This window comes from Streptomyces sp. NPDC053426 (assembly GCF_055585405.1).
In genome coordinates, this window is record NZ_JBVJKE010000028.1 from 1 (window position 1) to 13,057 (window position 13,057).

The 13,057-nt window shown below is 70.6% G+C and carries 10 protein-coding genes and 1 tRNA gene; 5 read left to right on the forward strand and 6 right to left on the reverse strand.

All coding sequences use genetic code 11. The annotated features are described in order from the left end of the window. Positions 1 to 127: 127 nt before the first annotated feature. The 4 genes from ACZ62B_RS35890 (at position 128) to ACZ62B_RS35905 (ending at position 8,066) form a co-directional block, all read left to right on the forward strand. Positions 128 to 5,005 carry a DNA repair ATPase gene (locus ACZ62B_RS35890; protein WP_469693631.1) on the forward strand — a complete coding sequence of 1,626 codons (4,878 nt, stop codon included), beginning with the start codon at positions 128 to 130 and terminating at the stop codon, positions 5,003 to 5,005. Between the two features lie 304 nt (positions 5,006 to 5,309). Beyond that, positions 5,310 to 5,525 (forward strand): hypothetical protein, encoded by a 216-nt coding sequence (locus ACZ62B_RS35895; RefSeq protein ID WP_469693633.1) that lies wholly within the window; start codon positions 5,310 to 5,312, stop codon positions 5,523 to 5,525. A gap of 558 nt (positions 5,526 to 6,083) precedes the next feature. After that, complete coding sequence (locus tag ACZ62B_RS35900; protein ID WP_344567397.1) at positions 6,084 to 7,331, forward strand: cation:proton antiporter; 1,248 nt, start codon at positions 6,084 to 6,086, stop codon at positions 7,329 to 7,331. A gap of 180 nt (positions 7,332 to 7,511) precedes the next feature. After that, positions 7,512 to 8,066: a hypothetical protein gene (locus ACZ62B_RS35905; protein ID WP_344567395.1), complete on the forward strand. Its 555-nt coding sequence runs from the start codon at positions 7,512 to 7,514 to the stop codon at positions 8,064 to 8,066. Between the two features lie 260 nt (positions 8,067 to 8,326). Here the strand turns inward: ACZ62B_RS35905 and ACZ62B_RS35910 are convergent. The 3 genes from ACZ62B_RS35910 to ACZ62B_RS35920 all read right to left on the reverse strand — a co-directional run bounded on the left by ACZ62B_RS35910 (position 8,327) and on the right by ACZ62B_RS35920 (position 10,258). Further along, a tRNA-Pro gene (locus ACZ62B_RS35910) sits at positions 8,327 to 8,400 on the reverse strand. 33 nt (positions 8,401 to 8,433) lie between these two features. Continuing rightward, positions 8,434 to 9,222, reverse strand: coding sequence for a Pr6Pr family membrane protein (locus ACZ62B_RS35915; RefSeq protein ID WP_344567393.1), 789 nt, complete (start codon positions 9,220 to 9,222; stop codon positions 8,434 to 8,436). A 109-nt stretch (positions 9,223 to 9,331) separates the two neighbouring features. Then, the gene (locus tag ACZ62B_RS35920; RefSeq protein ID WP_344567391.1) at positions 9,332 to 10,258 is read right to left on the reverse strand and encodes a metallophosphoesterase; all 927 of its coding nucleotides are present in this window, start codon (positions 10,256 to 10,258) and stop codon (positions 9,332 to 9,334) included. 118 nt (positions 10,259 to 10,376) lie between these two features. On the opposite strand from ACZ62B_RS35920, the gene ACZ62B_RS35925 reads away from it, so the two are divergent. Next, positions 10,377 to 10,841 (forward strand): GatB/YqeY domain-containing protein, encoded by a 465-nt coding sequence (locus tag ACZ62B_RS35925; RefSeq protein ID WP_344567389.1) that lies wholly within the window; start codon positions 10,377 to 10,379, stop codon positions 10,839 to 10,841. Between the two features lie 271 nt (positions 10,842 to 11,112). Here the strand turns inward: ACZ62B_RS35925 and ACZ62B_RS35930 are convergent, their stop codons facing one another. The 3 genes from ACZ62B_RS35930 to ACZ62B_RS35940 all read right to left on the reverse strand — a co-directional run bounded on the left by ACZ62B_RS35930 (position 11,113) and on the right by ACZ62B_RS35940 (position 12,957). Further along, complete coding sequence (locus tag ACZ62B_RS35930; protein ID WP_469693635.1) at positions 11,113 to 11,475, reverse strand: hypothetical protein; 363 nt, start codon at positions 11,473 to 11,475, stop codon at positions 11,113 to 11,115. 172 nt (positions 11,476 to 11,647) lie between these two features. Next, on the reverse strand, positions 11,648 to 12,550 hold the full coding sequence (locus ACZ62B_RS35935) for a hypothetical protein (RefSeq protein WP_468721750.1): 903 nt from the start codon (positions 12,548 to 12,550) through the stop codon (positions 11,648 to 11,650). Between the two features lie 98 nt (positions 12,551 to 12,648). Then, entirely contained in the window at positions 12,649 to 12,957 is a 309-nt protein-coding gene (locus tag ACZ62B_RS35940) for a response regulator transcription factor (protein WP_468889965.1), read from the reverse strand. Positions 12,958 to 13,057 lie beyond the last annotated feature (100 nt).

Below are 13,057 nucleotides of genomic sequence, written 5' to 3' on the forward strand. Positions count from 1 at the left end.
CCCCCCCCCCCCCCCCCCCCCCCCCCCCCCCCCCCCCCCCCCCCCCCCCCCCCCCCCCCCCCCCCCCCCCCCCCCCCCCCCCCCCCCCCCCCCACGACCGCTCTTTTCGACTTCCTGAGAGGACCTCATGACCACCGCCCTGGACACGGGTACGTACGAGGTGCTGCGCGACCGCCTCACCGCGCAGGCGGCCGAACTGGCCCGCCGCGCCGAGGCGCTGAACGCCCGCCGCGTCGAGGAGTTCGGCTCCCTGCGCCTGGAGCTGGCCGGCACCGAACAACTGCGCACCGAGTCGGCGTGCGTGCCGCGCGACCTCGTGTCCGTCGGTGACGTCCTGCTCTTCGGCTACAACGCAGTCCCCGGCCGTGGGGCCGAGACCACCGTCGGTGACGTCTTCGCGCTGCACGACCGCGCCCTGAACAGACTGTCCGACGACGCCGTGCCCGGCCTGCTCGACGACCCCGCGTTCGTCCGGGAGTTCGCCGCGCTGCACCGGTACTTCCACCAGGCCCGGCTCCTCCGGCTCCGCCGGGTCGAGGACAAGGTGCTCGCCGTCTTCCGGACCGGCGAGAAGGCCGACGACATCCGGGTCCTGCGCTGGGCACTGTCCGACGACGGCCGGGCGTCCTTCCTGGACGCGCGCGGTGACCGCGACCACGTCCTGCCGCCCGCGCACGACTTCGCGTGGACGGTGACGACCCGCGAAGACCATGTCCTGGGCCGGCACCCGCACGTCTCCATCGAGGGTGAGGTGTTCGTCGAGACGCTGGGCGGGACGCTGACGGTCAAGGCCGAGGACGACACCGAGACGGACGACGGCGTCTACGCGGAGCCGGTGGCCGAGCCGCTGCAGTCGCTCGCCGACGCGCACATCGCGTACGCGCGGGTGGGCGACCTGATCCTGGTGGACGTCCTCCCCTACAAGGAGGACGCCCACCGCTACCTGGTGTTCAACACCCTCACCAGAACCGTCGTCCGCCTCGACGGCATCGGGCAGGCGTGCCGCCGGCTGCCCGAGGACCAGGGGATCGTCTTCCCCGGTGGTTACTGCCTGGCCACCGGAACCCACCGGACGTTCGACGGTGTCGACACCGAGGGCATGGAGTTCGAGCGGGTGGTCCGCTCCCCGAACGGCGAGGACGTCCTCTTCGCCTTCCACGCCCGCGTGGCGGGGCGCAGTCTGCTCCTGCCCTACAACGTCATCCGCAAGGAGGTCGCCGCCCCGCTGTCCTGCCAGGGCTGGGCCCTGTTCGACGACGGAGCCCTGCTCGCCCTGCGGGCGGCCGGCGCCGAGCCGCAGCGCGTGCACCCCGTTCAGCGCTGGATCTCCCCGTACGTCTCCGACACCCACGCCGCGGCCCAGCCGGCCGGCACCGGTCCGCTCGCCCGCGTCGGCAATGCCGACCTCGTGCGCGGCATCTCCGACTGTCTGTCCGTCACGCGCGCGGTCACCGAGACCACCCCGACCGGCGAGGTGTACGAGGCGCTCGTGGGGGCCTGCGCGCGGGTCGCGGACTCCCACCACTGGCTGGCCGAAGCGGACCTCGGCGCCCTGCACGAGCCGCTCACGCAGGTACGGGCCACCGCCGAACAGGTGCTGGCCGAGTTCGAGACCGTGCAGACGCTCACCCGGCAGGCGGCCGACGCGCTCACCGGGGCGGCGGCACGCGTCGCCACCGTCGTACGGCGCCTGCGCGGCGAGGCCCCGCGCGGCGCCGCGGCATGGGTCGCCGGGCTCACGGAGCTCCGGCAGGCGCAGGGACACCTGCTCACCCTCAAGGACATGCGGTACTCGGACCCCGACCGCATCGACGAGCTGGCCGCGGACATCGAGCGTGACCTCGCCTCGTTCGGGCAGCGGGCCGTGACCCACCTGGCGCACGAGGACGCCTTCGCCGACCACCGGGCCGACGTCGAGCAGCTCGTCGCCGACGCCGAGGCGATCACCACCGTGGCCGAGGCGGAGCCCGTCGCGGCCCGTCTCGACGAGCACGCCGACAACCTGCGCACGGTGACCGACGTCGTCTCCGGACTGGACATCGGTGACGCCACCGTCCGCACAGCCGTCCTGGAGCGGATCGCCGAGGTCCTCGGCGGCGTCAACCGCGCCCGTGCCACGCTGGACGGCCGCCGTCGTGCCCTGCGGGACCGCGAGGGCCGGGCCGAGTTCGCCGCCGAGTTCGCGCTGCTCGGCCAGGCGGTCACCGGTGCCCTCGCGGCGGCCGGCACCCCCGAGGAGTGCGACGAACAGCTGGCCCGCCTGCTCGTACGGGTGGAGGACCTGGAGTCCCGGTTCGCCGAGTCCGACGACTTCCTCGCCGAGCTGGCGGACAAGCGCGACGAGGTCCACGAGGCGTTCTCCGCCGGCAAGCAGACCCTCGCCGACGCCCGTGCCCGACGTGCCGAGCGCCTGGCCGAGTCGGCCGACCGGGTGCTGGGCACGATCGTCCGCCGGGCGTCGGCACTCGCCGACACGGACGCCGTCACCACGTACTTCACCTCCGACCCGATGCCCGCCAAGGTCCGCCGTACGGCCGACGAGCTGCGCGGACTCGGGGACCAGGTCAGGGCGGAGGAACTGGACGGCCGCCTGAAGTCCGCCCGGCAGCAGGCTCTGCGCGCGCTGCGCGACCGCACCGATCTGTACGCCGACGACGGCCGCACCGTCCGCCTGGGCGGTCACCGCTTCGCGGTCAACACCCAGCCCCTCGACCTCACCCTCGTGCCCCGAGGCGAGGGTCTGGCCTTCGCCCTGACCGGCACGGACTACCGTGCCCCGGTCACCGACCCCGAGTTCGCCGCGACCCGCCCGTACTGGGACCGACCGCTGCCCTCGGAGTCGCCCGAGGTCTACCGCGCCGAGCACCTGGCCGTCCGCCTGCTCGACGAGCACGGTCCGGCCGTTCTCGCAGCGACCGAGGACCTGCCCGCCCTGGTCCGGCAGGCGGCGGAGGCGACCTACGACGAGGGCTACGAGCGCGGTGTCCACGACCACGACGCGGCCCTGATCCTCGCCACCCTCCTGCGCCTGTACGAGGGCGCGGGTCTGCTGCGTCACGAGCCGGCCGCGCGCGCCGCCGCCCAGCTCTTCTGGGCGCACGGCACGACGGCCGAGGAACGTGACGGCTGGACGCGGCGGGCGGTGTCCCTGGCCCGGGCCCGTGACACCTTCGGACTCACCCCCGCGATCGCCGATCTGGAAGCCGAACTCGCCGGGGCGATCGGCACGCGGGCGGCAGCCGCCTACCTCTTCGAGGAGCTGACGACCGGCCCCGACGGGTTCGTGCTCGGCGCGGGCACCCGGACCCTGCTCGACAAGTTCCGCCGCACGGTGGGTGACTCCGCCTACGACGACGACCTCACCGCCCTCACCGACCCGGCCGCCCGCAGGCAACTCGTCGAGGCGTGGCTGACGTCGTACACCACGGCGACCGGCACCGGCCTCGCTCCGGGCGATCTGGCCGAGGCGGTGGCCGCGGAGCTGTGCCCCGGCCTGCCCCGCTACGAGTCGGACGCGCCCCTGACCGAGACCGTCGAGGGCCTGCTCGGTACCCACCCGCGCGTCCACCACCGGACCCTGACCGTCCGCGTCGACGAGCTCATCGCCCGCGTACGGGAGTTCCGCGCCCGGGAGGTCCCCGCCCACCGGGCCTACCAGCGCCGCCGCGCGACACTGGTCGCGGCCGAGCGCAGCCGCCTCCGCCTGGACGAGTACCGGCCGCGCGTGATGCAGGCGTTCGTGCGCAGCAGGCTCATCGACGAGGTCTACCTTCCCTTGATCGGCGACAGCCTCGCCAAGCAGATCGGCACCACGGGCGACACCAAGCGCACCGACACCGGCGGACTGCTGCTGCTCATCTCCCCGCCGGGCTACGGCAAGACGACCCTCGTGGAGTACGTCGCCGACCGGCTCGGCCTGCTGCTGGTGAAGGTCAACGGCCCGGCCCTGGGCCACACGGTGACCTCCCTCGACCCGGCCGAGGCCCCGAACGCCACCGCCCGGCAGGAGATCGAGAAGATCAATTTCGCGCTGGAGGCGGGCAACAACACGCTGCTCTACCTCGACGACATCCAGCACACCTCACCCGAGCTGCTGCAGAAGTTCATCCCGCTGTGCGACGCCACCCGGCGGATCGAGGGCGTACGAGACGGTGAGCCGCGCACCTACGACCTGCGCGGCAAGCGCTTCGCGGTGTGCATGGCGGGCAACCCGTACACCGAGTCCGGCAGCCGCTTCCAGGTCCCCGACATGCTCGCCAACCGCGCCGACGTGTGGAACCTCGGCGACGTCCTCACCGGCAAGCAGGACGCCTTCGCTCTCAGCTTCGTCGAGAACGCCCTGACCGCCAACGCGGTCCTCGCTCCGCTCGCCGGCCGTGACCGCGCCGACCTGGAACTGCTGCTCCGGCTGGCCGGGGGCGACCCGGCCGTACGCGCCGACCGGCTGACCCACCCGTACGCGCCTGCCGAGCTGGACCGGATCACCGCGGTCCTGCGCCATCTGCTCACCGCCCGCGAGACCGTCCTCGCGGTCAACGCCGCGTACATCGCCTCGGCCGCCCGGACGGACGCCACCCGGACCGAGCCGCCCTTCCGGCTCCAGGGTTCCTACCGCAACATGAACAAGATCGCCCAGCGCATCCAGCCGGTCATGAACGACGCCGAGCTGTCCGCCCTGGTGGACGACCACTACACGGCCGAAGCCCAGACCCTGACCACCGGCGCCGAGGCCAACCTGCTGAAGCTGGCCGAGCTGCGGGGCACCCTCGCCGCCGGCCAGGCCGCCCGCTGGACCGAGCTGAAGGCGGCGTACGTCCGCACCCAGACCCTCGGCGGTCCCGAGAACGACCCCCTCACCCGAGCCGTCGCCGCCCTGGGACTGCTGGCCGACCGGGTCGCGGCCGTCGAGTCGGCCATCAACCGCGCCGTCGACCCGCGTCACCACATCGCCAACCCGGCAGCCCGGCACGCCGTCCGCCCGGCGCCGGGGAACCGGGAGGACTGACAGGGCCGCGCGGTGGCGGCAGCCGCCTTCGTTGCCGGATGCCGGCAAGCATCCGGCCCTGCTTTCCGCCCCGTCCTGCGGATGATCTGTCTCCTCCGGACGGTCATCATGCCGAACCGGGGCGGCCCTCGCAGGGGATCCGCGTTGGGAGAGTGAGATCCGGGTGATCAGTATCCAGACCGATGCGTTGGATACGGCCGGGGGAGTGTTCATGGCCGTCGCGGGGCTGGGTTGCGCATGCTTCGGAGGGCTGGCCGTGCTCCGGCCGGGCAGTCCACCGAAGCCGTTCGAGGGGCCTGCGTGGGTGGTCCGCGCCTGGGGGTTCGGTTACGTGCTGCTGGGGCTCGGTACGGCTGCCAGGATGGGTCTCATGCTGGTCGGCAAGGAGCCGGCCCGGCTGACGGCCGTGACCCATTCGGTCGCCACACCGCTGCTCATTTGCTCGGTCACGGCAGCGTACGTGGTGCGGAGGCGGCGGCGTCGTCCGGCCGGGACCGCTGCCGTCGGACGGCACAAGTGAAGCAGCCCGTCGTCCGGAGCGAGGCGGTCCTGGTGATCGCCGCCTGCTGGGTGGTCAACGGTCTGGGGTACGGGGTGTTCGCTGCCCTTGACGAGCCTCAGCCGTCCATGGCGCCTCTGATCCGCATGGGGCCGGCCCGGTGGTTCTTCGCACGTCACCGCTGTTGGCGGGCCGCGATCGCGACGGGATTCACGGGGACTGCCGTGCTGTCCGGGCTCATGGACGTCCTGCGGCCGGGCCTGGACAAGTACGTGGCGGACGCCCTGGCCACGGGAGCGGCGGTGACGGTCGCCCTGACCGTCTTCACCTTGGCCGGCCGCGCAAGCGGCCGCAGTCAGGACTCGGCGAGCCGACTCCGGCCCGACCTGGCCCTTTCACCGACCGGACGCTCCCCGGCCGCTCCGTTGTCTGCCGGAACGCGGCAGTGTGCGGTGGATGACGCTGCCCGCCAGGCACCTGTCAGGAAGGCGTAAGGAGTGTGTAAAGTCCGTCGCGGAGTGCCGGGAAGCCTGGTCGGCGACAGGGAACAGCTGTCTTCGTCGATCGGAGTTGGTCTTCGTGGTGCTCGTCGCGGTCTTCGGCGCCGCTCTGCTCATCGCGGTTCTTCTTTCCGGACTCGCGGCCCGGACCGTGCTGTCCACCTCCTTCCTCTTCCTGGTCGGCGGTGCGCTCGTCAGCGACGGCTTCCTCGGGCTGATCCACATCACCCCTGACAGCGACATCGTCGCGGTCACCGCCGATCTGGCGCTGTTCGCGGTGCTGTTCACCGACGGCATGCACGTGTCCTTCCCGAAGCTTCGGGAGAACTGGAAGAACCCGGCCCGCGCCCTTGGCCTCGGCATGCCCCTCGCCTTCGTCGGTATGGCGCTGATCACCCACTACTTGGTCGGGTTGGACTGGACGACCTCCTTCCTCGTGGGCGCCGTCCTGGCCCCCACGGACCCCGTGTTCGCCTCGGCGATCGTGGGCCGCAAGGAAGTACCGCCCAAGCTCCGGCAGTTGCTGAACGTGGAGAGTGGTATCAACGACGGGCTCGCCCTGCCGGTGGTGCTCGTCCTCATCGCCGTCGCAGGACCGACCAGCGGCCACGCGGAGGCGTCCTTCGGAAAGATCGCCCTGGAACTCGGGCTGGGGCTGGCCTTCGGGGTGCTGCTGCCACTCCTGGTCAACGGACTCGTACGGTTCCGGCTGCTGGGAGCGGAGCCCAAGCTGCAGCCACTGCTGCCACTGGCCACCGGGATCATCCTGTACGGCGCGTGCCATCTGACCCATGCCAACCCTTACCTGGCTGCCTTCTCCGCAGGTGCCGTTCTCACCGCCGTCTCACCGGAGGCGAAGACGGCCTTCGAACCGCTGGGTGAGGCGCTCGCGGAACTGGCCAAGTTCGCCGCACTGCTGGTCTTCGGCGCACTGCTGACGCCCCAGCTCTTCGCCGACCTGTCCTTGGCCGGTTACGTGGCGGTGGTCCTGGCGATCGTGCTGGTGCGCCCGGCATCGATGATGATCTCTCTCGTCGGCACGCAGTTCGACCGACGGGAGAAGCTGGTGGCCGCGTGGTTCGGCCCCAAGGGGTTCGCGTCGGTGGTCTACGGGCTCCTCGTGCTGCAGGCCGGCATTCCGCAGGGGGAGCAGGCGTACACGCTCATCGCCGTCTGCATCGCCTTCTCGATCGTCGCTCACAGCAGCACCGACGTGCCCATCGCGAGGATCTTCGATGTCGAGGACCTGACCGGCATTCCAGAGCAGGCGAGCAGCGCGCAGACGCGGGTCGCGAGCGAGGAGGACGGGCATGTCCGCCGGCCGTGAGCACGGCGTGCGCCGACCGGGACGAGGGATCGTGGGATGGCTGATCGGCGTGGGCGCACTGGCTGTCGTGGCCGGGAGCGTGATGTACGTGCTGCCCGGCCCCGGCTTGCCCCTCTTGGCCACGGGGGCGTTGCTCCTGCTCGGCGGGGCGGTCCTGTGGCTCCTCGGACGGAGGTGGAGATGACCGCGGGGCCCCCGGAACCGTACGTGTGGCGTGCCGGATGGCCGGCCCGCGTGGCGGCTGCGGGGTCGTGTCTGCTGTTCGTGGTGCTCGCTGAGCGTCCCCACGGCGGGACGCTGGCCGACCCGCGGCCCGGCGCGGTGTTCTTCGCGGTGTGGACGTCGCTGGTGGCCGGATGGCTGTGCTGCCGAGTGGGACTGTGGCGCATCACCGCGGACCGGGACGGGGTGCACATCCGCAGGATGTGGGCCGTGACGTTCCTGCCGTGGTCGAGGATCGGACGAGCGGAGCTGCGGCGCGACGGGCTGCTCGAGTTCGTGGGGGCGACGGAGATTCCGCTGGCGGGTCTGTTCGCGCCGTCATGGGCCGACAGGCTGGCGCGTCGTAGAGGAGCCGGAGTCCGAGCGGCACAGGTGCTGACCGAGATGGCGCGAAGCCCCGGTCTGCGTCCGCAGGTCCGGGCAGGGCGGGCCGCGACCGGATCGGCGTTCGCTCATCGGGCGCTGCCGCTGGCAGTCGCAGTGTTCGCCGCAGCGGAGTGCATCCACCGCTGACCCGTCTGCCCGGGGGCGAGTTGTCGGCGATTACGCGAACTGGGGTTTCCTGACCGGCTTCACCACGCTGTGGCTGCCCTTTCCGGTGCCACGCCGCGGCAGCTCTCCCGCTGATGCGAGCCGCGGTGCTCGGCTGCGATTGCCTCGTTCGGGAGGAGCCCATCAAGATCTTCTCCCGGATTTCTCCCAAACGATCTCCAGGAACCACTCAGGGGCCCGACCCGCTGTGCGGATCAGGCCCCTGACTTGGTACTTCTCTGTCGGGGTGGCGGGATTTGAACCCACGACCTCTTCGTCCCGAACGAAGCGCGCTGCCAAGCTGCGCTACACCCCGATCGTCGCTGCTCTCGCGGCGACGACGTTTACTTTAGCCCACTGGGGGCCGGAGACGAAATCCGGTTTTCGGGCGGTGACGGACCGGGTTCGGGCGGGTGTGGTCCAGGGCCACGAGGAGGACGGCCAGGGCGTAGAAGGCGAGGCCCAGGAGGAGGGCGTTGGCGAGGACGCCCCTGTAGCCGTGCCGGGCGACGTCGAGGAAGGGGTAGAGGTAGCGGGCGGGGGAGCCGGGGAGGAGTTCGCCCCGGATCAGGGTGAAGGCCAGGTAGGCCAGGGGGTACAGCATCCAGGTGGCGGCCTGGCGGAGGCGGGTGCGGGCCGGCGGGGTGAGGAGGAGCCAGTCCAGCAGCGCGGCGATGGGGAGCACCGTGTGCAGGGTGTGGGCGGCGAGCGGCTCCAGCCAGCCTGCCGTCCCGGCGGTCCCGTCCGTCATCGAGAAGCGCGGGGCCGCGTCCGCCAGGAGGATGTGGTGGACCAGGGACGCCGTGATCACGTACAGCAGGGCCGCTCCCGTGATCGCGCCCGGCAGGGGGTGACGGGCGCTCCAGGCACGGCGTGCCGAGGCGAGCGTGACCAGGGCCAGCAGGAGCGCGCTCTGGACCGTGAAGTGGCTCAGGACCCGGACCGGGCTGCCGAGGAGGGTCTCGACCAGCACCGCCCCCGCCGCCAGCAGCGCCAGGACCAGGCGGTACGTCGCTGCCGGCGGGCGGCGTACCAGGGGTACGACGGCTCTGGCGGGGGCGAAGAGGGCGGCCGACGCCGGATGCGTCCGCGGCAGGGCGGGGATGTCCGGGAGGTCCCTGGGTATCGGGGCGGTCATGCACCCCAGCGTGGGCGGATGTCCGGTCCGGGGCGATGCGGGTGGGCCGGACGGGTGATCTCGGTCCCGGCCGATGCGGGTGATCCCGGCCCGGCCGGGACGAGTGGTCTCAGTCCCGGCCGACCAAGGTCAGCAGTGTCGCCTCCGGAGGGCAGGCGAAGCGGACCGGGGTGTAGCGGCTGGTGCCGCAGCCCGCGGAGACGTGGAGGTAGGACGTGCGGCCCTCGGACGTGTGCGTGGACAGGCCCTTCACACGGTCCGTGTCCAGGTCGCAGTTGGTGACCAGGGCGCCGTAGAAGGGGATGCAGAGCTGGCCGCCGTGGGTGTGGCCGGCCAGGACCAGCGGGTAGCCGTCGGCGGTGAAGGCGTCCAGGGCGCGCAGGTACGGGGCGTGGACGACGCCCATCGAGAAGTCCGCCCCGTCCGACGGGCCGCCCGACACCTCCGCGTAGCGGTCGCGCTTGATGTGCGGGTCGTCCAGGCCGGTCAGCTCGATCGACGTGCCCTCGATCTTCAGGGTGCCCCTGGTGTTCGTCAGGTTCAGCCAGCCGGCCGTGTCGAAGCCGTCCCGCAGGTCCTCCCACGGGTTGTGGACCACACCGACCGCCTGGGCGTTGCCGTTCAGGCCGTGGCGGCCCTGGACCTTCTCGATCAGATAGCGGCCGGGGTTGCGCAGGGTGGGGCCGTAGTAGTCGTTGGAGCCGAAGACGTACGCGCCCGGGAACTCCATCAGGGGACCGAGTGCGTCGAGGACCTCCGGCACGCCCTCGGGGTCGGACAGGTTGTCGCCCGTGTTGAGCACGAAGTCGGGGCGCAGGCCCGCCAGGGAGCGCAGCCAGCGCTGCTTCTTGCGCTGGCCGCCGACCATGTGGATGTCGGAGACCTGGAGCACGCGCAGGGGGCGCATCCCGGACGGGAGGACGGGGACGGTCACCCGTCGGAGACGGAAGGAGCGGGCCTCGAAGCCCGCCGCGTACAGCAGCCCGGCGGCGCCGGCCGCCGTGATTCCCAGGGGGATTCCGTATCGCGCGCGCATGGGCCCATCGTGTCAGATCCGACGGGGTCCCTCCGAACGGCCCCAGGCAACCCTCCGGGGGAACAGGGGACCTTAAATCAGTAGGCGTTCGTCGTCGCGCACCTGCGACAATCAAGCCATGACCACGCTCAAGTCGAAGCTGCAGGATGACCTCAACGCCGCGATCAAGGGGCGCGACGAGCTGCGCTCCTCGACGCTCCGGCTGACGCTCGCCGCGATCACCAAGGAGGAGGTCGCGGGCAAGGAGAAGCGCGAGCTCTCCGACGACGAGGTGCAGAAGGTGATCGCCCGCGAGGCGAAGAAGCGCCGTGAGGCGGCGGAGGCCTTCGCGCAGGGCGGCCGCTCCGAGCAGGCCGAGCGGGAGAAGGCGGAGGGCGAGGTGCTTGCCGAGTACCTGCCGAAGCAGCTGAGTGACGCCGAACTGCAGCAGATCGTCGCCCAGGCCGTCGAAGAGGCGAAGGCCGCCGGGGCCGAAGGGCCGCGCGCCATGGGTCAGGTCATGAAGATCGTGAACCCGAAGGTCGCGGGTCAGGCGGAGGGCGGTCGGGTCGCCGCGGTGGTCAAGAAGCTGCTGGCCGGCTGAGGGTCCTCCCGGAGGGTCTGCCGGGCCGCGGCTTCGGCGGCACGCGTCTGTTCATCGCCGCCGGACAGCACGGGAAGCGGCTCGTAGCCGATGGCGGACCTGTGTCTTCGAGCGAGCGAAGGGGACCTGCGCCTTCGAGTGAGTGAGAGTGAGGGGGCGGCGTTCTTCTCGCCGGTGGCGGGCACGGGGTTTCCTCGCTCACGGTGAAAGGGCCGTGTGCACCACGGATTCGGGTGGGCACACGGCCCTTCTCCCTCGTGCGCTCGCGCTGTCAGCAGATCAGCGACTGCGACGCGTTCTCGTTCTTCAGCGTGGAGTTGAGGTTGCCGTTGGTGCCGGCCGAGAACTTGTCCTGGGCGCCGCCGTATCCCGAGTTGTAGTGGATCACGGCGGTGCAGCTGGCCAGGTTGTTGCCGACAGCGGCGGCGTTGTTCTTGACCGGCTGGTCCGCGCCGTTGCCGCCCCAGCAACCACTGGTGCCGTAGTGCAGGCTGTACTGGATCTGATGGGTGTTGAAGACGTAGGAGTACTGGATTCCGTCACCGGCGTAGCGGCCGGAGTAGTCCGGGATCTCGGTGTTGGAGAGGAAACAGGCGCTCAGCCAGCCGCCGTTCCCGGAGTTGTAATTGAGCATGATGCAGCGACTGTTCCCGCTGGAGCTGCATTGATCCGACGAGTAGACGGTCGCCGCCGATGCGGTGGTGGGGAAGCTGAAGCTCATGGCGGCAGCAGCCGTGGTGGCGGCCGCTATTACTCCTGATCTTGCCCGGAAGCTCATGTGTTTTCCTCTCTTGGCGGGTGGATGATCAGCGGTACTCTGCCGCACGCTTCATGATCGTTTCGTTCTTCGACTTCTGTTCGTCGAGAGCGAGTTGCTCTTCCTCGATCCGTTTCTTCTGCAGGGTGGTCTCGGTCGAGAAATACACGTCGATCAAGTGCGTGGACTTCTTGCAGTCGATATCGGCGATCGCCATGGCTATCTCGGCTTGAGAGGCCTTTGCGGTGCCGTTGGAGAATGCTTGGTTGAGCGCCTCCAGCGGTGTGCCGACCCGGTACCCCTTTCCCTTCATGCAGGAGGACCACTTGTGGTTCACCGCCAGAACCCCGGGGTCTTGCTTGGCCCGCTGGAACGTCTCGACATTGATCTTGGCGGCCAGGCTGTCGTCGTACGATCCGAGCTTGCGGTCCGTTTCGCCCCGGCAGCCGCCCTCGGGGATCCGGTCGCCCTCGTACACTCCGCCCGCGGGCGGCTTCTGTCCCGAGGCCGTGGTCAGGTCGAAGACATAATTGGCGTCAGGTCCCTGTAGCTCGTACGGCTTCCAGTCGCCGGTGGGCTCCCGCGGGAGCCGGTAACCGTGCTCTCTGGCCTCCGCCGGATCCGTGATGCCCCAACGGCGCTTCATGTTTGCCGCGTTGTAGCTGTGCGGAGGGCGATTGCCGGGGGCCGGAGGGTCGTAGTCGAAGCCGAACCTCTTCATGCACGCGCGATTCAGGACGTTCTTCGCGTGCTGGAGCGCCACTTCTTCGGGATAGGTCTGGAGATAGGGTTCGATGGGCAGGGCCAAGCCCTTGACCAGCCCCCTCTCGACCTCTGCCGCCGGCCAGTCGCTCTTGTCGGCCCTGCCTCCGGTGGACTTGTCATCTCCGGCGGCTTCTTCGGCGGCCGGCGCACAGGAGACAAGACCGAGCGCGCAGACGAGAATCACCAAGCCGGCCAGGGGTGAGAAGCGGGGAACGTCTCGTCGATCCGATCTGGTTCGTGTCATACCTTCATGTCCACATGTCTATGCCCTGGAAAGCGGTCGGGTCAGAAGCTGGGAGTGCGGTGCCGGCTCGGCGTCGACGCGCTCGACTCCGTGTGCGAGCTCGACTGCGACGACGGAATGTGCTCACACCGTCCCCGGTCCGGCCTGCCGAGCAGGCCGAATTCCTGGGCCCGGGCGCCCAGGGCGACCCGTCCCGCCGCCTCCAGGCGGATCATCAGGCTTTGTACGTGACGTTGTACGGTGCGGTGCCCCAGATTCAGACGCCTGGCAATCGAGGCGTCGGCGAGGCCCAGATACAGCAGACTGAGGATCTTGAGCTCTGTCTCGCCTATGTCCGGCTTCTCGGACAACCCCGCCCCCTTGCCACCCGTCCCGTTCACATGCGTGATCACCTTACGGGGGAGTTCGGCATTCCTGTAAGGGGTACAAACTTTCACGAAAGGAGCTACA